This is a genomic window from Bacteroidota bacterium, assembly GCA_035506275.1.
Classification (GTDB): domain Bacteria; phylum Bacteroidota; class Ignavibacteria; order UBA10030; family UBA8401; genus JAGVPT01.
Window position 1 is genome coordinate 173,382 of sequence record DATJPT010000008.1, and the last position, 22,416, is coordinate 195,797.

Here is a 22,416-nt window from a genome sequence, read left to right on the forward strand (position 1 = left end):
TGAGTAGAGAAATTAGATTCTGTATGTCGCAACATAGTCAACGTAATTTTGAGCGGATCGAACAAGCGATCGACGCTCCTCCTCAGTCAGCGGACGGACCACTTTTGCCGGTACACCGGCCGCCAACATCCCCTCCGGAATCAATGAGTCCCCAACGACAACCGCGCCCGCGGCAATAAGGGAGTACGGGCCGATCCGGGCGTTGTCGAGCACGATCGCTCCCATGCCGATCAGGCAGCAATCGTGAACCGTCGCGGCATGAACGACGGCGCTGTGACCCACCGTCACGTTCGACCCGATGATCAAAGGATATCGCTCATGGGTTACATGAAGCACGCTCGCATCCTGGATATTGGTCCGTTCCCCGATGCGGATGAAGTTGACGTCCCCCCGGACAACGGCATTGAACCATACGCTGCTGTCTTTTCCGATCTCCACATCCCCGATCACGTGCGCCCCTTCGGCCATAAACACGCTCGGATGGATCTTCGGTTGAATTCCGCGATACGGGACGATGCTCATCCGGGATCAGTTCTCCGCCGCGCGGGGGGGGACCCAGCCCGGACGGTTCCACTTGACCAGTTCCAAACGAATGCTCCCGATGATCACTTTCATTTTCGCCACGATCGGTATGGCCGCTTCATCGTTGCTGAACCAGCCGGAAAATCCTCCCGTGAGACCGAAGATCCCCACAAAATCGGCCCGGCCGTCAAATTCTATCGTCTCGACCGGATACTTTATGGCATCAATTTCGGTCGAGGTCGTCTTGTTCATGAAATTGATGAACGTGTTCACTTTCTTCTCATCGACAAATGTCGGAACATTTTCCCCGCCGGTGGAATGCACCTTTCCGCGTGCATAAAAGAACAACGACAATCCGTCCTGGTATGTCGTGCTTATCGTATCGGACGATCTCGTGATAGAATCTCCCTGAGGCCGAACTCCTCTTTCAACATAGACCCGGTCATGCCCGTAGTCGAACGTATAGTTTGAGTACGGAACACTGGTCGTGTCTTTATTGTCGATTCCGGAAAAGTAATGAGAAAATAAAAGCGGGTCGATCTCGCTGTAGAAAATCCAGTGAAGGCTCACAAAAGGGACGCCGGAATAGGAGTCCATATAGGCTTTTGCCCGGTAGACCGTGGTTCCGTTCCGCAGCGCCGTGTCAACAACCTGGATCTTCACCTTCCCCAGTGAGAAAATTGAATAGCTGACCTCATACTCCAATTCTTCTCCGACGAACAGCATCCCAGAGGGGCCGGGAATATCGACATTGGCTTCACCGTTGTTTCCGGCGTTGGCGGGCGGCACAGAAACAAACAGAATGCACAGTATGATACCTGCGGTCAATAAGCAGGCGACGATCTTATATCGCTCCCGATTTTTAGGGAGCTGTGCAATTGACAAAGAACTGGAACGGCGGATATCAGGCGACTCAGGTCGGCGCATCATTGAAGCTTCGCGATCTTCGCTGCCTCCGGGAAAATGGAGAGCGCCTTCTTCAGTTGATTATCAGACCTCAGAATCACAGGGTACCATCCGTCATTTCCCCAGAAGTTTCTTGCGATGTGTGCTTTCAGCCGGTCTCTTGTATATTCCTTATCCTTCGCAAACTGCTCTTCATTGAAATCGACTTTCTTTCCTTTCACGAACGCGACAAATTCGTTCAAAAGCGCGTCGTCCACTTCAAACCCCCGGTCGAAGGTCTGGAAATCCCCCTTGTATTTCTCTTTCAGCTCTTTCGCATGCTCGGCCAGGTATCCGGTCGTGAATTCATAGAACAGATTCCTGTTCCTGATCGTTATCGTGAGCGGGGTTGCATCTTCGGGCTTCACAATGTAGTCGGGCGTGATTCCTCCGCCTCCGTAGATCTTTCTTCCTGAGGCTGTCTTGAATACCGGCCGGGTAGAATCGCTTTCTTCCGAGTGGGTGATATTCTCCCCTTCGGTTTCCTTCCGCTCGAATGCCTCACGCTGGTATTTCTCCTTTCCCTCGGCGTATGACCGCTGGATGAGGCGACCGCTCGGCGTGTAATATCGCGCAATGGTCAGCCGGAACGCAGACTTATCCGCCAGCTCAAACTGCCGCTGCACGAGTCCTTTTCCGAAACTGGTCTCTCCGACGATCAACCCTCGATCCCAATCCTGGATCGCGCCGGCAACAATTTCGCTTGCCGATGCGGTCCCGTTTGATACCAGGATGATCAGCGGGATCTTCTCAAACTCGCTGTTCGTAGTGGCATAGTACTCCTCGTTGAAATCGGGACGGCGGCCCTTCGTATAGACGATCTTTCGCTGCCCGGTCGTCGGATCTCCGTCGAGGAACAAGTCGGCCATCTTCACTGCCTGGTCGAGATAGCCCCCCGGGTTGAACCGCAAATCGAGCACAAGCCGTTTCATCCCCTGCGCTTTGAGCTTTTGAAGCGCGCTGAGCATTTCGGCATTGGTGGTTTCGGCAAATCGGGTAACGTTAATGTAGCCGACCTCATCGTCCAGCATGAAGGAGACATCGACGCTGTAAAATGGAATCACGTCGCGGACTATTTCATAATCGAGAAGTTCCTTTTCCCCCGGACGCATGATCGTAACGGAGACCTTTGTTCCCTTCGGACCTTTCAATCCTTTCATGACCTGGTCGTTGTCAAAACCGATCGCGCTCTTCCCGTCGATCTTGACGATCTTATCGTTCGGCAGTATCCCCAGCTGTGCGCTCGGACCTCCGCCGATCGGCTGCACGACGTTGATCGTATCGTTGACGATGGCGAATTCAATGCCGATGCCTTCGAACTTTCCCTGGAATTCTTCGTTCACCTTGGTCAGCTGCTTTGCATCGATATAGACCGAATGCGGGTCAAGGTCGTTCAGCAGCCCTTTGATGGCCGACTCTGTCAGTTTTTGGGTGTCAACCGGATCGACGTAGTATTTTTCCGTCAGGCTCAGGACATCCTTGAATTTGCCCAGCTGCTCATAGATGGTGTCGCCGGAGATGAGCGTGTTGAGCTGCATGCCCCCCAATATTGAGACCAGAACCAACAGCACAACAATCGGCGTAGAAAATCTCTTCTTCATAAATCCTCTTCTTAATTCTTCCTTTGGAATCATTGCAAAAATTCTTTGGCGAAGGCAAAAAAACGAGTCACTGCATGCCGTTCCGTTTCATGCAAATATGCTGCGTGCCCGATCCTACTTCAGGGAGAGTATGATACGCTCTGCCAGCTTTGAAATCCGTGACGCGCTTCACCTTGCGGGGGCGATTCGGGGTGCTTTAGATAAAAATCATAAGAAATAGGCTTAAAGTCAAGTTATCTTGAACGGAGCGAAGATCGCGCATTCCACAGGAAACGCGCCGAAGCGGGCCCCGGGGAGGCGTCATTTCTCCGGCTTCATTTGAGGGAAAAAGATCACGTCGCGGATGGATTCTTGCCCGGTAAGCAGCATGGTCAGGCGGTCAATGCCGATTCCCAAACCGGCGGTCGGCGGCATGCCGTATTCGAGAGCGCGAAGAAAATCTTCATCGAGCGTTTGAGCTTCATCGTCCCCCCGTTCCTTCAAGCGCACCTGTTCTTCGAACCGTGCCCGCTGGTCGAGCGGATCGTTCAGCTCGCTGAAAGCATTGCAGATCTCCTGGCCATTCACCATCCCTTCGAAGCGTTCTACCAATCCTGGCTCCGAGCGGTGTTTTTTTGCGAGCGGAGACATTTCAACGGGATAATCCATGATGAATGTCGGCTGGATAAGATGCGGCTGCACTTTCACGCTGAATATTTCATCGACGATCTTCCCTGGACCGGCGGCCGGATCCAGGTCAACATGAAGCTCTTTCGCGGCGGAGCGAAGCTGCTGCTCGTCCTTCCCCCGAAGATTTCGTCCCGTCTGTTCTTCGATCGCGCCGAACATCGTCAGGCGTTTCCACGGCGGAGTAAAGTCGATCTCGTGATCCCCCAGGGTCACTTTTGCACTGCCGTTCAGTGCGACGGCGACCGAATGGATCATCTGCTCCACCAATTCCATCATCCACAGATAATCGCGGTAGGCGACGTACACCTCCATCATCGTAAATTCGGGATTGTGCGTCCGGTCCATCCCTTCGTTGCGGAAGTCCTTCGCGATCTCGTACACGCCGTCGAATCCTCCGACGATCAAGCGCTTCAGATACAATTCGTCTGCGATTCGGAGGTACAGCGGAATGTCGAGCGCATTGTGATGAGTGATGAACGGGCGGGCTGAAGCGCCGCCGTACAGCGGCTGCAGGGCGGGCGTTTCCACCTCGAGGTAACCCCGTTCGTCCAAAAATTTTCGCACGGTCCGAAGAATGAGCGTTCGTTTGGTCAACACGTCTTTGACGGAGGGGTTGACAACGAGGTCGACATACCGCTGGCGGTAGCGCAGTTCCTTATCGGCAAAGGGGTCGAAGACCACCTTGTTCCCGGACTCGTCGACTTTTTCTTTGACCACGGGAAGAGGGCGCAGCGACTTTGTCAGGAGGGTCAGCTCTCCGGCATGGACGGAGACCTCCCCCATTTTCGTCCTGAAGATAAATCCCTTGACCCCAATGATATCCCCGATGTCGAGCAATCGGAATGCATCATAGACCGCGCCGAGGTCGTCCCTCTTCAAGTAGATTTGAATCTTCCCTTTCGAATCCTGGATGTGGCAGAACGACGCCTTCCCCATTCTTCGAAGCGACATGATCCTTCCGGCAACCGTGACGGTTCGCTGCGGTTCCTCATCCTTGAAAGAGGCAAGGATGTCGGATGAAAAAGCATCGCGCGCGTATTCGTAGGGATACGGTTCGATGCCGGCTTTCCGTAATTGATCGAGCTCATCGCGGCGCCGGGCCATGAGCGTGTTCAGTTCCTGCTGATATTCGTGTTGATCCATAGTTCCACATTCTTCTGAAAAAAATATAACGTAACCGATCTACGGCATTTTTTTCCCGTGCGGATACGCCGGGAGCTCAAGGCGTTCGGGAGGACAGCGCTTGTAGAGCGCTGTGAGCTCATAAAGACGCGAGGCATGCGCAGGAACGACCTGGTCCCAGGTGAACCTCCATTCCCAATATCCCGACGCTTTGCCCGGCAAGTTCATGCGCGCTTCAGCCCCGAGGCCCAGCACATCCTGCATCGGGTAAATGGCCATATCGGCGACCGACTGGGATGCGAGGCGGATGAGGTCCCAGTGGATTTCCTTCCCCTCCGTGCCGATATATTTCTTGGCAAACGCCTGCTCGCGCTCCGTTGCGCTTTTGAACCAGCCGATGGTCGTGTCGTTGTCGTGCGTCCCCGTGTAGACGACTACATTGGGGGAATAATTGTGGGGAAGGAACGAGTTCTTCGGATCACCGGCAAAAGCAAATTGCAGGACCTTCATGCCGGGGAAATTGAACCTGTCGCGCAGCGCAATCACGTCATCGGTCATAAGACCGAGGTCTTCTGCGATGATGGGAAGCTTGCCGAGCTTCAGCAATACCGTATCGAACAGTTGTTCCTTTGGGCCGTCAATCCACCGGCCATGCACGGCGGTCTTCTCTTCCGCCGGTATTTCCCAATACGCTGCGAAGCCCCGGAAGTGGTCGATGCGCACGATGTCCACGAGCGCAAGGGTGTTCTTAATGCGGTCGATCCACCAGGCGAAGCCGTCGCGCTCCATCACATCCCATCGGTACAGCGGATTTCCCCAACGCTGACCAGTCGCGCTGAAATAGTCCGGCGGAACCCCGGCGACGACCGTCGGCCGAAGATTCTCGTCGAGCGAGAACAGCTCCGGATGCGACCAGACGTCGGCGCTTTGAAATGCGGTAAAGATCGGAATGTCGCCGACGATCTGGATCCCTTTCTCGTTCGCGTACTTCTTGAGCGCGGTCCATTGCCGGGAAAAACACCACTGAGTGAACTTCCAGAATTTGACCTCTTCGCTCAATTCAACGCGCGCTTTTTCCAGCGCGGTCGGTTTTCGCTGAGCGATGTCATGGCCCCACTCGCACCATTCCCTGCCGTCGTTCTCGCTCTTCAGCGCCATGAATAACGCGTAATCGTCCAGCCAGCTCTTACTCTGTTGAACGAACGCCTCGAACTCGGCTTTATCGCCGGGGGATGAATGCGTGAAAAAGTTCTTTGAGGCAAGGTGCAGCATTTTTGTGCGGAACGGGATGACCTTTCCGAAATCGACATGCGTCGTCGTGAAAGAATTCGCTGCCGAAAGATCTTCACCGCGGATCCACCCTTTATGTTCAAGCTCGGAGAGGTCGATGAGCAGCGGATTGCCGGCGAACGCTGACAACCCCATGTAGGGAGAATTCCCGAGCCCGACAGGGCCGAGAGGAAGAATTTGCCATAACTTCTGACCGGCAACGACGAGCCAATCGATGAAATGATACGCGGCCGGACCGAAATCTCCCGAACCGTGAGGTCCCGGAAGAGAAGTGGGGTGAAGTAGAACTCCGCTGCTTCGTGGAAATCGCATGAACGTATCCTGTTGAGAATGTTCCCGTTAAAAAAATCCCCGAATTTGAAAACTCCGGTCACTGCTCTTCACGGTCCGGTCATTCCCGCAAACTTCTTCAGCATCCTCTCTTCGGGTTTCGAAAGATACCTCCATCCCCCGCGGCGAAGACCGTCGGCGGTCAAGCCGGCGTATTCGATTCTGTCGAGCCGTTTCACTTCATAGCCGAGCGATTCGAGCATTCTCCGGACCTGCCTGTTACGCCCTTCATGGATCGTGACCACGATATTTTTATTTTTTGTTCCGGGTATCGAATCGACCCGGGCTGGAGCGGTCTTTCCCCCTTCAATGTGAACCCCCTTTTTTATCTTTTCAACGTCTTTTTGCTCAACGCTCGAGGTCAGTTCAACGTGATACGACTTCTGAACCTGATGGGACGGATGCATGAGCCGGTAGGCGAGTTCTCCGTCGTTGGTAAAAAGCAAGACCCCCGTTGTGTTCCGGTCAAGCCGGCCGACCGGAAAAATCCGTTCGCGCGTCTGGACAAGATCGAAGACCGTTTTCCGGTTTTTCTCGTCGCGGGCGGTCGTGATGTAGTCTTTCGGCTTGTTCAAAAGAATGTAGACGAGATGTTCCTGGATGACGATCGGTCTGCCGCTGACGGCAACATGGTCGGTGGAGGGGGAAACTTTTGTTGACAGGTCGGTAACGACTTTCTTGTTGACTGTAACTTCTCCGCTCAGGATCAATTCTTCCGCTTTGCGCCTCGAAGAGATCCCCGCCATTGCGATGAACCGATTTAACCGAACAGCCTGCGGAAGAACGTTTGTATTTTTGTCTTCCACGTGCTCCATCCTTTCTTCGATTCATGCTTCTCTGTTTGCGTCTCTTCGGCAGGTGTTTCTGCGGGGAACGCCGCGCCGGAAATGACATCATCGGGAACTTCTTGTTCACTCGAAGGTTCGACCGGTTCCGCCACGGTTACTTCTCTCTCGAGAATCGGCTCCTGCGGCGGCATAATGAATTGGACAGGTTCGGCGACATCAGCCGTTTCCGAGTTCGTCGCAGCAGCATCTCCGGCGGCCGCCCCGGCGGTTTCTGAACCGCTTATTTCAACCGGTTCAGGAGCTACGCCTGCCGGCTGGTCAGCCGGCGGCTGAAGAACAGTCACCTCTTTCGCCAAGGCCGGTTCAGCGGCCTTCTCCTCTTTATGTGTCAGCGGAATGATGGGAGTGATCTTCTCGACGACTGTTTTGCCTCCGCCCTCTTGCCCGGGCTCCTGAAGCCTAGACTTCTTGCGTGGAATGTGGGGGGCGCGGGAATTCGGGTCAAGTTTTTCCTGGAGTTTCTCCTTGAATTCCAGTTCTTCCTGACTGGCCAGCATTCTCTTTTCGACCTCAAGCTCCGTCTCTCCCAGCAGCTCTTCGATCTCTCTCGGCTTCGGAAGGTCGGTGATCTCGTTCAGCCCGAAGTGCTTGAGGAATTCGGGAGTCGTGCCGTACAGCAGGGGACGGCCGGGGGAATGAGCGCGTCCGACGATTGTCGTCAGGTTCTTCTCCAAAAGCGTCTTCATGATATAATCCGCATTCACACCACGGATGAATTCGATCTCGGATTTTGTGATCGGCTGCTTGTAGGCGATGATCGCAAGTGTCTCTACGGCCGTCTGCGAAAGCTTCCGCCGGGCTTTCTCTTTGAAGAGTTTTCCCACCCACGACGCGAATTTCTTGTCCGTCGCAAAAACGAACCCGCCGGCGAGTTGTTGAATTTTATAGGCGCGCCGCGACTCGACGTACTCCCCGTTCAACGAATCGACCGCCCCGCGGATCTCCTCTTTGGTCGGGTTGATCTTTTCTCCGTCGGGGTTGTCGCGGTTCATATCGTCGAACACCGCCCGAAGGGTCTCAAACGTCACCGGTTCGTCGGACGCGAACAACAGAGCTTCGAGAATTTCTTTCAGCTCCGCCGGCGTCTCGCTTCCAGCCGGTGGATCGACCCGGACTTCCATCTTCGCTTCTTCACTCATGCAGAGACCTCCACCGGCAGTTTGACAATGACCATTTCCCCGTACGGATCGACCTGGCGCACGCCGATCTGCTTCTGTTTGATCAACTCCAGCAGCGCGATGAACGTCACGACGATGCGGATTTTTTCCGCCATCAATTCGACCATTTGAAGGAACGTCGACTCGTTTCTGTCTTTGAAATATTTCAGGATGAACTCGATCTGGTCCTCGAGCGTCACGTTGAGCTTGTTGATCTCGTGCACATGCTTGCGCGGCATACGCTCGACGACATATTTGAAGGCGGCGATCAGATCGAAGAGCGTGACATCGCGCAGAAGGTTCTCCTCGTTCGGGTCTTCAATGATCTTCGAGTCCTCCATAAAATACTTCCGGTACGCACGCTGGCTCTGTTCTACGCTCATCGTTTGGAGTTCTTCGGCCATCTCCTTATACCGTTTGTAATCAAGCAAGCGGCGGACGAGTTCGGCCCGCGGGTCAAGTTCCTCCTCGCCTTCTCCGACCGGCCGCGGCAAGAGCATCTGCACTTTGACCTGCATCAGTTCGGCGGCGGTCACGATGAACTCCCCCGCGATATCGAGGTCCAGGTCCTGAAGGTATTCAAGATATTCCAGAAAATCCTTCGTGATCTTCGCGATCGGGATATCGTAGATGTCCAGCTCATCCCGCTTGATAAAAAAGAGGAGCAGGTCGAGAGGCCCTTCAAAATCCGTGAGTTTGATCCGATACATCGTTATCCCAGCGCCATCACTGAATGAACTTCACTCATCGTTTCCGCAGCAATCGTTCGCCCGCGAGATTCGCCGTCCGACAGAATATTCTTCACTTCATCAAGATGCGATTCGTAGTGCGCCCGCCGATCGCGGATCGGAGCAAGCGCGGCGGCGATCTTCGCGGCGCAATTATTTTTGCAATCAACGCAGCCGAGCGCCCCGGATTCGCAATTCGCCCTGATCTCCGGAACTTCTGCGGCGTTGAATTTCTGATGGTATGTAAACACCAGACAGATATCCGGATGCCCCGGATCCCCTTTCCGCAGTTTCGCGGGGTCCGTCACCGCCGTTTTCAGTTTCTTCTTGATCTCGTCCGGCGTATCGGACAGGAGGATCGTGTTGCCGGTCGACTTGCTCATCTTTTGATTGCCGTCCAGGCCCGGGAGCCTCGCGAATTTGGTCAGCCGCGGTTCGGGCTCCGGAAAGACCCGGCCGTACTGATTGTTAAACCGCCGGGCAATCTCCCGGGTGATCTCAATATGCGGGACCTGATCCTCTCCGACCGGAACCACGTCCCCCTTGTACAGCAAAATGTCGGAGGACTGCAGCACCGGATAACCGAGATGTCCGTACGACATCGTCTCAATATTCAGATCACGAACCTGATCCTTCAATGTCGGGTTGCGTTCCAGCCTTGCCGTGGTGATCAACATCGAAAAGAGCAGGTGAAGCTCCGAATGCTGTTTGATCTGCGATTGCCTGAAGATCGGGCTCTTGGCCGGATCGATGCCCGCGGCGAGCCAATCGATCACCATGTCGATGGAGTGCCCGTACAACTCCTTCGTATCAACATTCGTGGTCAGGGCGTGATAATCGGCGATCAGGTGAAAATTATTGAACTCGTTCTGGAGCGCGACCCAATTTTCGAGCGCCCCCACGAGATGCCCCAGATGAAGTTTACCTGTGGGACGCATCCCGCTTAATATTCTTTTCTTGGATTTCAATGAGCTAGAAAAAACTCCTTCTGAGCCGGCTAATTCATGAAGAGGTACGGCTTCCATCTGTCGTCCATATTTCCCACAAAATGACGGATGAAGGTCACATGATTGGGCCGACTGGGTTTGCGCAATAGAGGCATGCGGGCTTCTTCGGGAGTCCGATCTCCCTTGGCATTGTTGCACTGCACACATGCACAAGCAAGATTCTCCCACGTGTCCTCGCCACCGCGGGATCGCGGAAGGACATGGTCCACAGTGAGCGGCAAATCTCCCCTGCCGCAAAACTGGCATCGATGGCCGTCGCGTCGAAGGATGTTCTTGCGGGAGAGTATGATCTTTTTGTAAGGGACGCGAATATAGACAGAAAGGCGTACGACGCTGGGGAAAGGCATTGAAACCGAGACAGAGCGAAGAAGTTTTCCGGCATGTGCCTCGATAAGTTCGGCCTTCCCTAGAAAAAGTAAGATGATCGCTTTCTTAACATTACAGACACTCATCGGCTCATAATTTTGGTTGAGCACCAGCACTTTGCTGTTCAGCCGGCCATGAATGCTTTTCGAAGTAAGTTTTGAACTGAAGACGCCCTCCTAATTCATGCTTAATGGTTAGGATTTTCCGGAATTTTGAAAAATTCTTGAGTGAAAAACGGCCTTTTGAGCCTTCGAGTTTTACTTCAACGACATCTTCCAGATGGTTAAAATATAGTATTCTCTGAAGGAATTGTCAAGGAACTGGCCAGTTTAGAACTTGCCGATTAGGCTCGAAAACCTCAGGTTTTGGCCGGTTTATAGCGCTTTTTTATTTCCGCCACTGAATCCCCCCCAAATTTTTCCAAAAAAGCGTTGGCGAGAACCGGGGCAATGACCGCCTCCGCAATAACAGCGCATGCAGGGACGGCGCAGACGTCCGACCGTTCATAACGGGATGGAACAATCTCCATCGTTTTCAGGTCGACTGACCGGAGAGGCTTAGCAAGAGTGGAGATCGGCTTCATCGCACCGTGGATAATGATTGTCTCGCCCGTCGTTACCCCTGCCTCCAAACCGCCGGCTCCGTTTGTCGGGCGCGTAAAATTCTTGCCTTTTCCCAATAAAATTTCATCGTGAACTTCAGATCCGTGCAATGTCGAATTCATAAAAGCATTCCCGATCTCGACTCCTTTCACCGCGTGAATCGATACTATCGCCTGCGCCAAATGACCGTCGAGCTTCCTGTCAAATTCCACATAACTGCCGAGTCCTATCGGCAATCCGGTTGCAAGAACCTCGAAAACTCCGCCGAGGGTATCCCCCTTTTTCTTGGCTGTTTTGATCGCCGCGATCGCTTTCTCGGATATTTTCGGATCCAGGATTCTCACTTCGGATTTATCCGCCTCTTCGCTGACCGCGTATCCGCCCATTGATGATGAGGTGAGTCTACGGATAAGTTTGTCGATCTGTTTAGAGGAATCAATTTTCGCCGTGCCGATGCTCAATACATGGCTGCCGATGAAAATGCCGAACGTCTCCAAAAACTTTCGGACAACAGTGCACAATGCCACCCGCATCGCTGTTTCACGCGCGCTGGCGCGGTCGATGACGTTGCGCAAATCGTCGAACCCGAACTTGACGGATCCGACCAGATCTGCATGCCCCGGCCGCGGCACCGTGACTTTTTCGATCCCCCCTCCCGTTGCTTCGACCGACATTTTTTCGGTCCAGTTGGCCCAATCCTTGTTCCGGACGACAAGCGCAACGGGTGAGCCTATCGTTTTGCCGAACCTGATTCCCGACAGAATTTCAACTTTATCCGTTTCAATTCTCATCCTTCCGCCGCGGCCGTACCCCTGCTGCCGGCGCCAGAGCTGGCGATTGATATACTCCGAAGAAATTTCGATGCCGGCAGGGAGTCCTTCAACCACTCCCACTAACGCCTGGCCGTGAGATTCGCCCGAGGTCAGATACCGTATCACGAATAAGTCCTTTCAGTCGTTCAATGAAAGATTGACAGATCTTCGAGAGGGGGTGCAAATTTCTTGGTGGGAGAATATACAAAAAAAGTCTCTGTAAATCATTACAGAGACTTTTTTCAACACACTGAACAAGGAGGATGTCAATCGTTCGGGATCTGAACGGCTATGAACCTGGAAGCCCCGTTCGAACTCTTAACGCGAAGCATGAGGGCATCACCGGGTTTCTTCGACTTCACCAGTTTCTCGAACTCGGGGACCGTCGAAACCTCTTTTCGATCGGCCTCGACAATAACATCCCCCTCTTGAATCTGCCTGTTATCCGCCTCGCTGTACCGTTTAACGTTCGAGACGATGATATCGCTCTCCACCTTTCGCTCTTTTTTGACCTTCGGATCGATCGTCGACACCGAGAAGCCGAGAGCGTCAAACTGAACAGGTTTTGAAACTTTCTCCGCAGCAGCATCTCCTTCATTATCATTATCGCTGTTGTTGGCCGCGACGCTCGATTTATCAGGACGGGGTTTCAACGTCACGATCTTTTCAACGGCAGATTTGTCCCTCCAAATTTGCAGGGTCACTTTCTCTCCGGGATGCCGTCCCGCGATGATCGATTGAAGTTCGTTCGGAGCCTTGACAAGTTTTCCATCCACCGAAAGGATAATATCTCCTTCTTTGATTCCGGCATCCTTCGCCGCTCCCCCTTCGACAAGATCCTGCACTAAAACACCTTCGATCTTCTCAAGCCCCGCCGCTTTCGCAACCGTCGCATCGACGGCGGAAATGGACACACCGATATATCCGCGTTCAACCTTTCCATGGAGAATAAGGTCTTGGGCAACAGTGCGGGCAAGGTTGATCGGGATGGCAAAGCCGTACCCCTGGTAACGGGCGTTCGTTGTTGCGATGGCGGTGTTGATCCCGATGACCTCACCGTAGATGTTCACAAGCGCGCCGCCGCTGTTCCCCGGATTGATCGCCGCATCGGTCTGAATGAAGTTTTCGACCCCGTAGTTGTCGCCGATAATTTGAATATTGCGGCCGAGGTAACTGATGATCCCGGCGGTCACGGTGGACGTCAGGGCGAGAGGATTGCCGATCGCGACCGCCCACTGTCCGACCTGGAGATCATCGGAGTTGCCGAGCATCGCGACGGGAAGATCGGTTGCATCGATCTTGACAACGCCGACGTCCGTCAGCGGATCGGTGCCGACAAGCTTTGCCTTGAAACGACGCGTATCGCTGAGGACGACCTCAATTCCCCCTTCGGCCGCGTCTTCGACGACATGGTTGTTCGTTATAATGTAGCCGTCGCCGGTGACGATGACGCCGGACCCCGCTCCTTGCGTTTGTTCTTCTTCAGGCATCCTGAATTTGAAATCCGGAAAGAAATGGAAGAACTCGTTGTCCTGGGGCTTTTTGGCTTTTGTCGTAACCACGATCGAAACGACCGAAGGCGTCGCTTCCTTCGCGACGCCGACGAATGCTTCGTTGAGCGCTTTCAACTCGGAATTCCCCTTCATGGGACTTTTTTCCGCGCCGAGCTTCACCGACTTATTCTGAGCCAATCCGAGATCGACGCCATCAAAGTTGGACACAAGGACCGCGCCAAAAATGACGCCGATGAGAATAAGAAACAGAGCAGCGAACACAGATTTTTTCATGTTTCAACAGCCTCCTGCAAACAGTAAATGGTGATTGTGATGTTCATAAACTTGTAAACAACGAAAGCGACTTCAACGTTCGCACACCTGCAATATGATACTGCAAATAGGTTTGCAGCAATCCGAGAATTTCGTCTTTCACCGGCGGGGGAACCTTCAGGTCGCCGACTGCACTGATCGGCAGGGACTGGAACTGGACCAGTAATCGGACAATTCCTTTGGATGCTTTGATTCCGCCGGAGCGCAGTTCCGCGTGGCACCCCGGACACATGACCGAACCGCTTGCCAGGAGGATATACGATCCGCCTCCGTGCTCGCCTTCGACGACGTCTCGTCCGCAGCGCGCGCAGGCGCGAAGGTCCAATCCATAGCCGAAAATTTCAAGGAGGCGGAGCTCAAAAGCAAAAAAAATATTCAACAAATTTCCCGCGGCACGATCGACCGCTTCAAGCGCATCCACGAGGAGCGAGAACATCGGAAGATTTTCTTCTTCATCGTGCATCACCTGATTCACGAGCTCGACCAATGCGAGGCCCACTGCTAACTTGTCCCCGTCGTCTCCAAACTTGAAAATCGGTCTGCTGATCTCGCACTTGGAAAGCAGGTGGAGTTCGCGCTGTTCTTTCTTATAGAAGAGGGCCGAAGAATGCGTCATCGGCTCGAGCGAGGCGCCGAATTTGCTTTTTGCGCTCCTGGCCCCTTTCGCAATGACTTTGATCTTGCCGAACTTTTTCGAATACAGCGTTACGATCTTGCTCGTTTCGCCGTATTTCATCGAACGGAGGACAATCGCGTCGGTCGAAACTAACACGCGCCTCCTCCGCTCGTTTCAAGATCGAGCGATCGGATCGCTTCGCCGAACGGCGGGCGCAGCACTCCTCTTTCCGTGATGATCGCCGAGAGATATCGATGCGGGGTCACATCGAACGCCGGGGAATAAATTCTGGCACCTTCGGGAGCCGTCCGCCTTCCGAACCCATCAGAAACTTCTTTCGGATCCCGTTCTTCAATGGGGATCCGCGAGCCGTCGGCAACGGATGCGTCGATCGTGGAGGTCGGTGCGGCGACATAGAACGGAATGTGATGCTCTTTGGCGATGATCGCGAGGTTGTATGTCCCTACTTTGTTGGCCGTATCGCCGTTCGCCGCGATCCGGTCGGCGCCGACGACAACGAGGTCGATGCTCTTCTTCGCCATCACGACGGCGGCCGCATTGTCGGTAATGACGGTAACGTTGATCCCGTACTTCTGTAATTCGTATGCCGTTAAACGCGCTCCTTGAAGCAGCGGACGCGTTTCATCGGCAAAAACTAGGATCTTTTTCCCCTGGTCAAATGCCGTTGTTATGATCGATTGGGCCGTCCCGCTTCCGCCTGTGGCAAGTGCGCCGGTATTGCAATGCGTGAGAATCGCCGCTTCATCCGGCACTAACGCTGCACCATGCCTCCCGATCGCAGCGCACATTTCCCTGTCCTCCTCGTGGATACGCAGCGCTTCATCCAGCAGACGTTTCTGAAGCCCTTCTACGCTTTCATGAAGATTTAGACGGCAGACGGACCGCATTCGTTCCAACGCCCAAAAAAGATTTTTCGCCGTCGGACGGGTTTGCGCAATTGCCGCGGCGGCATGTTCGACTGTTTCAGAGAGCTGCTGTGAGGATCGGGGATGAGAGCTTTGCACGCCAAGAACGACGCCGTACGCCGCCGCGACTCCGAGCGCGGGAGCGCCGCGGACCTTCAGCGACCGTATGGCTTCGGCAAGAATCGAAAGGCTGTCTGTTTCAATGTAGCATTCTTCGGTGGGAAGTTTTGTCTGATCGATAAATCGAACCCTGCCGCCAATCCATTCAATGCTTTTCATCAAACTGCTGTGCTGATCAGAATTTTGACAAGTCCCTGAACGACCGGAATCGATCCTGGATCTTCAAATGCGTCAGATCGTTCAAACCGTCCACTCCGAATTTCTCGACGCAGAACGATGCCATCGCGCTTCCGTAGATGACGGCCTTTTTCAGGTTTTCATCGGAGATATCGTCGCTCTTCTCAAGCCATCCGATGAAACCGCCGGCGAACGAGTCTCCCGCGCCGGTCGGGTCGTAGATGTTCTCCATCGGATATGCAGGAGCGGAGAATATGGTATTCTCGGTAAGAAGGATCGCTCCATGCTCCCCTTTTTTGATGATGAGAATTTTCGGTCCCATGCCGATCACTTTTTTCCCGGCACGGATGAGGTTCGGCTCCTGCGTCAAAAGCCGCGCCTCGGAATCGTTGATGATCAAGACATCAAAATGTTTCATCGTCTTCAACAGCTCGTCGCGTTTCCCTTCGATCCAAAAATTCATTGTATCGCCCACCACGAGCTTCGGCTTCTCGATCTGCTCGAGCACTTTTCTCTGGAGAACCGGGTCGATGTTCCCGAGGCACACATAGCGGCTTTTGCGGTACGATTCGGGAATTTTCGGATCGAATTTCTCGAACACGTTGAGCTTGGTAAAGAGCGTGTCCCGCATATTCAAGTCGTAATGGTATTTCCCCGACCACCGGAAGGTCTTGCCGTTCTCGATGCGTTGCAGCCCTTCAAGGTCGATGTTGCGCTCGCTCAGGAACGACATCGCCTGTTCGGGGAAATCTCCGCCGACGACTCCGACCAAACGAACTTGCGGGGCAAAATAGCTGGCCGCGGTCGAAATATAAACGGCCGATCCTCCCAGTGTTTCCTGGGCTTTGCCGAACGGCGTCTCGATGGTATCAAGCGCAAGCGAACCGACGACGAGTAAACTCACGGGTTTCTCCTGTGTGGTACGTGGTACAGCGATTTTAGTGATGCGTTACATCTTGCCTACGGGAATCTCTGTCAGCATGGCCGCCAGCTTCCCTTGAATAATATACTCATGAATAATGTCTAATGCTTGAACTTGCCCCGGCCAAACCAAGAGCTGCTTTGCGCGATCCGACGAACACCACTCAAACTCATAATGTTCTTGCGAAAGGACGGGCATCGTTCCTTCCGGAACTTGTGCGGCGAATACGGCAGAGATATGCACGACATCGCGCTTCGGGTTCAGAAACGTGTTCATATGAGGCACAAGCCAATACCGCTCCGGCATGAGGCCGGTTTCTTCTTTCAATTCTCTAAGCGACGCCTTCACCGCGGTCTCGTTTCCCTCGATCGACCCGCTCACCATTTGCCATGTGTCCGGATAGATGCGGTCCGTCTTCGAACGCCGGAGCAGCAGGAAACGGGGCGCATTTCCCGAGAAACAAAAAATACACACTTCGACAATATTGCACTCGATCGTAGACATTACACGACGTTTCTTTGAACGCTTGCGACCTCTTGGGTTGTCAACCGGCGTGTTGCGCCGGAGGGAAGCGAAGCAAGCTCCAGCGGGCCGATGCTCACCCGCTCAAGCGCGACCACCTTGTGTCCAACCGCATCGAACATCTTTCGTATCTGCCTGTTCTTGCCTTCGATGATGGTCACATCGCAGCTGGTTGATGAATCCCCCATGACGATATTCGCAATGATGGCCGGGCGGGTCGTGTATTTTTCCTCTATTCTCACTCCGCGTCGGAGCGTCTCGAGCGACGACGCCTCGACAATTCCTTCCACGGTGACCCGGTACGTTTTAGGAACTTTTGAAACCGGATTCGTCAGGCGTTCGCCAAGCTGAGAATCGTTGGTGAACAACAATGCACCCGACGTCTCTTTATCGAGTCTTCCGACGGGCACAATGAACGGTATTCCCTCCGGTAGCAAATCGAACACCGTCTTCCTTCCCCGCTCGTCGGACCGTGTCGTGACAACACCCGCGGGTTTGTTCATCAACAGATAGACAAATTCCTTTTTTGCCGCGAGCGTTTTTTCCTGCACGCGAATCGTGTCGTGCGAGGGGTCAACGCGGAACGCCGGCTGGCGAACGATCTCGCCGTTGACCGAGACCTTTCCCTCGACGACAAACTGTTCTGCCTGAGAGCGTGAGCAATATCCGAGTTTAGAAAGAGCGCGGGAGAGACTGACAACCCGATTGAGTTTCACCACAACCTTAAAATCCTTTGTGGAGGTTTTCCACTATACGGAGCGGGGAAATGGAAAAATCCTCATAAAATTCTTTCCAGCGGTCGGACACGTTCCCTTCCTCAAGCATCGTGATCTGATCCCTCGACACGGGGAAAAATCGGTAACCGCCGAGCAACGACGCCATCGCTTTCATTACGATCATCGGTTGATGAATTTTAACCTTGTGCCTGCCGACCACATACGCAACCATGTCGAGCAATTCGTCGTAGGTGTATCGGTCCGGTCCGGCCACGTCGTATATTTTTCCGATCGACCTGTCGTCCGTGAGTGCTTTCACGAACCCTTCCGAAACATTCTGGAGAGCGACCGGCTGAAATTGATATTTCCCGTCACCGAGGACCGGCACGACGAAAGGCGCCATGCGTAGAAGATCCCTCAGAACGCTTATGAAATTCGCGTAACCTTCTTTTTCATTTCCGAACATGAGCGATGGTCTGAAGATCGTCCATCGCAGCCCTGCCGCCTTCAGGTATTCTTCCGCCCGATATTTCGTCTCCTGATATTTCGGCTTCGCCCCCTCGCGCACGCCAAGAGCGCTCATGTGGATGAATCTCAGCGGCCCGGCCGCCCGTACCAGGTCAACGAGATGTCTGGTCCCGAGAAAATGAACCCCCTCAAACGTTATCCCCTTGTTTGGAAACTCACGAAGCAACCCTGGTAGGTTCACAACGGCCTCGCAGGATTGCAGCGCTTCGCGGTATGATTCCGGCTTTGATGAATCCCCGGGGACGAGTGTTATTCTTCCTGCAACTTTTTCGGGCAACTTTGCTTCGGACCCTTCGCGCACCAACGCCGTCACGGAGTGCCCGGCATTCAGCAAGTCACGGAGAATTTGCCGGCCTACATATCCTGTCCCGCCTGTGAGAAATACCTTCATTTCTATTAACCGACCTGAATATAAAAATAATTTCGTTGGACTTCAACGGGAACCGTCACGCGATTGGCACTGAATTTCTCACTCCGGCGCGAATCGATTCAGCGGTCACTTCCGCGCCCATTTCGGCGATCAGATCAACCGGTGCGGAGATCGTTCCGGCGCTGAGAACAAAGGCGGTATCGCCGTCAAACGTTGTATGCGAAGGAACAATCGCCCGGGCCATTCCGTCGTGAGCCCGCTGAGCCGCACGATAACAATCGACTTTGCTCAATTGTGCATTCGTTGCAACAACGACCAGGGTTGTATTGATATTGCGCAAGAGCATCCCTTCATTTCGTAAACTTTTAAGCCTGTTCTCTTCCCCGAGCGGCTTCCCGCGCTCCTGAGCGCCGGCCAATATTTTTCCGTCCTTCCCGACAACGTCGCCGACCGCATTCACGACCGCAATCGCTCCGACGACCGCTTCGCCGATCCTGAGCGACGCTGTCCCAACGCCCCCTTTCATCGCGGATTCGAGGCCGTGCCACTTACCGACCGTCGCACCGGTCCCTGCGCCAACACTCCCTTCTTGAACGTGCGCCGAGGCATTGAGACATGCCGTGTAAGCATCTTCCGCCCCGGGAAAAGCTTTCGGGTCGCCGACGTTCAAATCGAAGATGACAGCAGAGGGAACGATCGGAACGAGCGCCCACGGAGTCCGGTAGCCTGTGTTCCTTTCCGCCAAGAATTTCATTACGCCGTTGGCCGCACCGAGTCCAAAGGCACTCCCCCCCGTAAGCAGCACCGCATGAATTTCTTGCATCTGTTTGTCCGGAGCGAGGGCCGCGAGCTCCCGTGAGCCGGGTGCACTTCCCCGGACATCGCAGCTAGCGACCGTTTTCGGAGGGCACAAAACCACGGTGCAGCCGGTCAATGCAGAACGATCGGTATAATGGCCGACAAGAACTCCGGGAACGTCTGTGATCATTGGCATATCTGGGAGATCAATTTATCCGGAACCTAACTCACGATCAGTCCTTTTGCTGAAAGGCGTGATGCGAAAGAAGTATTCCGGCTGCAGCACCTGCATTTAACGATTCCGCTCTGCCGAATTTAGGAATGGAAACGTGCGTGTCGAGGATTTTCAGCATTTCCGGGGAAATTCCGCGCGCTTCATTTCCGACAACGAGCACAGCTTTCTTCGGCCAGAGAAAGCTGCGGACGTCGACATTGCCTGCAACTTCTGCTCCAACGATCGTGAATCCGCTCTTTTTCATCGTGGTCAAAATATCCGCGAACAAACCGGCGTCATCCGAGCAATCGATGAGGGGGAGGTGGAAGATCGAACCGACCGTGGACCGAACAACTTTTGGATTATACGGTTCGACACAATTTGGGCTGAGAAGAACAGCGTCGACGCCGAACCAATCGCTGGTCCGGACGATAGCTCCGAGATTTCCCGGGTCCGAGATCTGGTCGAGAGCAACGACAAATGCCCGATCGCGATGCAGAATCTTTTCAACCGCATCGCGGGCATTCAACGGCTGTTTTTTTACGACCGCAGCAATTCCTTGGCCTGTTACCGTGTCTGCAACAAGATTAAATTCTTTCGGTGAAGCTTCAAGCACCTCATTTGATTTTTTCTTTGCAGCACGAAGCACGGACGCGAATCGCTGGTTTGATCCGGCATCTTTTGTGCAAACAAGAATCTCGATCTCATTCAACGCGGCACATACTTCTTCAACGGCCCGCCATCCCTCGACGACAAAGACCCCCTCGTTTTCCCGGTGTTTTTTTTGCGAAAGATTCTTTAGGTATTGAAGTTTTGGTCTACTGATCATGAGACGGTGTTTGGTTCTAAGAGCTCAGGATGAACTGTTAAGTGTTCATTGTTGATTGTTCACTGACCGTATTCTCCCCATGCTTCACGCAATGCGTCCGATATCTCCCCTATCGATGCATACGATTCGACCGCTTGTAGAATACGAGGAACAACATTTTCCGTTCCGACCGCCGCGTCATGTAATTGGACGAGGCTGGTTTTCACCGCCTTTCCATCGCGATGATCCTTTACGGCTTTCAACCGCTCGATCTGTTCCAGCCGTATTGATTCGTCCACTTCCAGTAATTCCTGTGAACTCTGCTCTTCTATCTGAAACGCGTTGACGCCGACAATCGTCTTTCTCTTCTCGTCGATCGCTTTCTGATACTGGTATGCGCTCTCGGCGATCTCGGATTGATAATACTGCGCCTCGATGGCTCTCACGGCGCCGCCAAGCGCATCGATTTTTGCGAGGTATTCCTTTGCGCGAAGCTCCGTTTCATCGGTCAAATGCTCGATAAAATATGAACCCGCAAGCGGATCCACCGTTTCCGCGACGCCCGATTCAAACGCAATGATCTGCTGCGTTCGAAGGGCAAGCCGGGCTGTTTCCTCGGTGGGAAGCGCAAGCGCTTCATCCTTGCCGTTCACGTGCAGCGATTGACATCCGCCAAGGACGGCGGCCAAAGCCTGAAGCGTCGTTCGGGGCACGTTGTTGTCGATCTGCTGTGCGGCCAGCGTCGACCCTCCCGTCTGCGCGTGGAACCGCAGTCTCATCGCGTCCGGGTTTTTCGCTCCAAATTCATTTTTCATGATCGACGCCCACAGCCGCCGGGCAGCCCGGAACTTCGCGACCTCTTCGAGGAGGTTATTGTGAGCATTGAAAAAAAACGACAGCCGCGGCGCGAATTGATCGACCGACAATCCGGTTTTGACCGCAGCGGCGACGTATTCACGGGCATTGGCAAGCGTGAAGGCGATTTCCTGCACAGCGGTCGACCCGGCCTCTCGGATATGGTAACCGCTGATCGAAATCGTGTTCCACCCGGGAACATGTTCGCTGCACCAGGAAAAAATGTCGGTCACGAGGCGCATTGATTCGCGCGGCGGATAGATGTATGTTCCGCGGGCGATATACTCTTTCAAAATATCATTTTGAATCGTCCCGGATAGGGTTCTGAGGTCGGCGTGCTGTTTTTTTGCAAGGGCGACGTACATGCAGAGCAGAATTGCCGCGGTTGCATTGATCGTCATCGAAGTGGAAATATCCTGAAGCCTGATCCCGTCAAACAGCGTTTCGACATCCGCGAGGGTGTTGATCGCAACACCGACTTTGCCGACTTCCCCTTCGGCCAGCGGATGGTCGGAATCGTACCCCATTTGCGTCGGAAGGTCAAAGGCGACGGACAAGCCGGTCGTTCCGTTCGCGAGCAAGTATCGATAGCGCTCGTTCGACTGTTTCGCCGTTCCAAATCCGGCGTACTGCCGCATGGTCCACAACTTCGTACGATACATGTCCGGATAGACGCCTCGCGTGAAAGGAAATTCTCCCGCGTTGCCGAGCTTCTCCCGGTAATCAAAGCTCCAAGGCGTATATTGAGCACGAATCTCGATCCCTGAGTCTGTCTTGAACTGCCGCGGTTTTTCGTTAGGCATCTTCGGAGCCGTCAAATGAGGCGCCGTCGTGGACGGCTTTTCCTTTTACTAAGCGATAAATGATTGGCGGAACAAAGATAATAAAAAGAAAGAATATTTTGAAGAGGAGATAAAGCGTCACAGTGACGGCAAGGCTGACAACGATGATCAGCGCTGAAATAAGGTTCGCCTTTTGTTGAATGGTTGCCATGCCCTGAGTCAGATGTTCCTTTGAAT

Annotated in this window: 23 protein-coding genes; 1 reads left to right on the forward strand and 22 read right to left on the reverse strand. The window is 53.7% G+C overall.

Annotation, left to right across the window (positions count from 1 at the left end):
* Window positions 1–12 precede the first annotated feature (12 nt).
* From VMF88_06145 to VMF88_06190, 10 genes are all read right to left on the reverse strand, one after another.
* The gene (locus VMF88_06145; protein ID HTY10634.1) at window positions 13–522 is read right to left on the reverse strand and encodes a gamma carbonic anhydrase family protein; all 510 of its coding nucleotides are present in this window, start codon (window positions 520–522) and stop codon (window positions 13–15) included.
* Between the two features lie 6 nt (window positions 523–528).
* A complete protein-coding gene (locus tag VMF88_06150; protein HTY10635.1) occupies window positions 529–1,452 on the reverse strand; it encodes a DUF3108 domain-containing protein in 924 nt (307 codons plus the stop codon).
* Window positions 1,449–3,068, reverse strand: a complete 1,620-nt coding sequence (locus VMF88_06155; GenBank protein HTY10636.1) for a S41 family peptidase — start codon at window positions 3,066–3,068, stop codon at window positions 1,449–1,451. The genes VMF88_06150 and VMF88_06155 overlap by 4 nt, the downstream gene beginning before the upstream one ends.
* A 300-nt stretch (window positions 3,069–3,368) precedes the next feature.
* Window positions 3,369–4,880 (reverse strand): lysine--tRNA ligase, encoded by a 1,512-nt coding sequence (gene lysS / locus VMF88_06160; GenBank protein ID HTY10637.1) that lies wholly within the window; start codon window positions 4,878–4,880, stop codon window positions 3,369–3,371.
* 39 nt (window positions 4,881–4,919) lie between these two features.
* Window positions 4,920–6,461 (reverse strand): 4-alpha-glucanotransferase, encoded by a 1,542-nt coding sequence (malQ, locus tag VMF88_06165; protein HTY10638.1) that lies wholly within the window; start codon window positions 6,459–6,461, stop codon window positions 4,920–4,922.
* A 68-nt stretch (window positions 6,462–6,529) separates the two neighbouring features.
* On the reverse strand, window positions 6,530–7,294 hold the full coding sequence (locus VMF88_06170; protein ID HTY10639.1) for a pseudouridine synthase: 765 nt from the start codon (window positions 7,292–7,294) through the stop codon (window positions 6,530–6,532).
* Entirely contained in the window at window positions 7,240–8,466 is a 1,227-nt protein-coding gene (scpB, locus tag VMF88_06175; protein ID HTY10640.1) for an SMC-Scp complex subunit ScpB, read from the reverse strand. The genes VMF88_06170 and scpB overlap by 55 nt, the downstream gene beginning before the upstream one ends.
* Window positions 8,463–9,194, reverse strand: coding sequence for a segregation/condensation protein A (locus VMF88_06180; GenBank protein ID HTY10641.1), 732 nt, complete (start codon window positions 9,192–9,194; stop codon window positions 8,463–8,465). The genes scpB and VMF88_06180 overlap by 4 nt, the downstream gene beginning before the upstream one ends.
* Before the next feature lie 2 nt (window positions 9,195–9,196).
* Window positions 9,197–10,180, reverse strand: a complete 984-nt coding sequence (gene trpS / locus VMF88_06185) for a tryptophan--tRNA ligase (GenBank protein HTY10642.1) — start codon at window positions 10,178–10,180, stop codon at window positions 9,197–9,199.
* A 29-nt stretch (window positions 10,181–10,209) separates the two neighbouring features.
* Entirely contained in the window at window positions 10,210–10,428 is a 219-nt protein-coding gene (locus VMF88_06190; protein HTY10643.1) for an HNH endonuclease, read from the reverse strand.
* On the opposite strand from VMF88_06190, the gene VMF88_06195 reads away from it, so the two are divergent.
* On the forward strand, window positions 10,420–10,569 hold the full coding sequence (locus VMF88_06195; protein HTY10644.1) for a hypothetical protein: 150 nt from the start codon (window positions 10,420–10,422) through the stop codon (window positions 10,567–10,569). The genes VMF88_06190 and VMF88_06195 overlap by 9 nt on opposite strands.
* A gap of 374 nt (window positions 10,570–10,943) precedes the next feature.
* Here VMF88_06195 and aroC read toward each other — a convergent pair whose 3' ends face one another.
* The 12 genes from aroC to VMF88_06255 form a co-directional block, all read right to left on the reverse strand.
* Entirely contained in the window at window positions 10,944–12,125 is a 1,182-nt protein-coding gene (gene aroC, locus VMF88_06200) for a chorismate synthase (protein HTY10645.1), read from the reverse strand.
* 140 nt (window positions 12,126–12,265) lie between these two features.
* Window positions 12,266–13,786, reverse strand: coding sequence for a Do family serine endopeptidase (locus VMF88_06205; protein ID HTY10646.1), 1,521 nt, complete (start codon window positions 13,784–13,786; stop codon window positions 12,266–12,268).
* Between the two features lie 43 nt (window positions 13,787–13,829).
* Window positions 13,830–14,597, reverse strand: a complete 768-nt coding sequence (gene recO, locus VMF88_06210; protein HTY10647.1) for a DNA repair protein RecO — start codon at window positions 14,595–14,597, stop codon at window positions 13,830–13,832.
* The gene (gene mtnA / locus VMF88_06215; GenBank protein ID HTY10648.1) at window positions 14,591–15,646 is read right to left on the reverse strand and encodes an S-methyl-5-thioribose-1-phosphate isomerase; all 1,056 of its coding nucleotides are present in this window, start codon (window positions 15,644–15,646) and stop codon (window positions 14,591–14,593) included. The genes recO and mtnA overlap by 7 nt, the downstream gene beginning before the upstream one ends.
* A 16-nt stretch (window positions 15,647–15,662) precedes the next feature.
* Window positions 15,663–16,568 carry a PfkB family carbohydrate kinase gene (locus VMF88_06220; protein ID HTY10649.1) on the reverse strand — a complete coding sequence of 302 codons (906 nt, stop codon included), beginning with the start codon at window positions 16,566–16,568 and terminating at the stop codon, window positions 15,663–15,665.
* 45 nt (window positions 16,569–16,613) lie between these two features.
* Window positions 16,614–17,090 carry an NUDIX pyrophosphatase gene (locus VMF88_06225; GenBank protein ID HTY10650.1) on the reverse strand — a complete coding sequence of 159 codons (477 nt, stop codon included), beginning with the start codon at window positions 17,088–17,090 and terminating at the stop codon, window positions 16,614–16,616.
* The gene (locus VMF88_06230) at window positions 17,090–17,827 is read right to left on the reverse strand and encodes a pseudouridine synthase (GenBank protein ID HTY10651.1); all 738 of its coding nucleotides are present in this window, start codon (window positions 17,825–17,827) and stop codon (window positions 17,090–17,092) included. The genes VMF88_06225 and VMF88_06230 overlap by 1 nt, the downstream gene beginning before the upstream one ends.
* Window positions 17,828–17,831: 4 nt before the next feature.
* Window positions 17,832–18,743: a complex I NDUFA9 subunit family protein gene (locus tag VMF88_06235; protein ID HTY10652.1), complete on the reverse strand. Its 912-nt coding sequence runs from the start codon at window positions 18,741–18,743 to the stop codon at window positions 17,832–17,834.
* Window positions 18,744–18,798: 55 nt separating this feature from the next.
* On the reverse strand, window positions 18,799–19,710 hold the full coding sequence (locus tag VMF88_06240; protein ID HTY10653.1) for a P1 family peptidase: 912 nt from the start codon (window positions 19,708–19,710) through the stop codon (window positions 18,799–18,801).
* 43 nt (window positions 19,711–19,753) lie between these two features.
* Entirely contained in the window at window positions 19,754–20,563 is an 810-nt protein-coding gene (locus VMF88_06245) for an RNA methyltransferase (GenBank protein HTY10654.1), read from the reverse strand.
* Between the two features lie 59 nt (window positions 20,564–20,622).
* Window positions 20,623–22,200, reverse strand: a complete 1,578-nt coding sequence (locus VMF88_06250) for a methylmalonyl-CoA mutase family protein (GenBank protein ID HTY10655.1) — start codon at window positions 22,198–22,200, stop codon at window positions 20,623–20,625.
* Window positions 22,193–22,390, reverse strand: a complete 198-nt coding sequence (locus tag VMF88_06255) for a hypothetical protein (protein ID HTY10656.1) — start codon at window positions 22,388–22,390, stop codon at window positions 22,193–22,195. The genes VMF88_06250 and VMF88_06255 overlap by 8 nt, the downstream gene beginning before the upstream one ends.
* Window positions 22,391–22,416 lie beyond the last annotated feature (26 nt).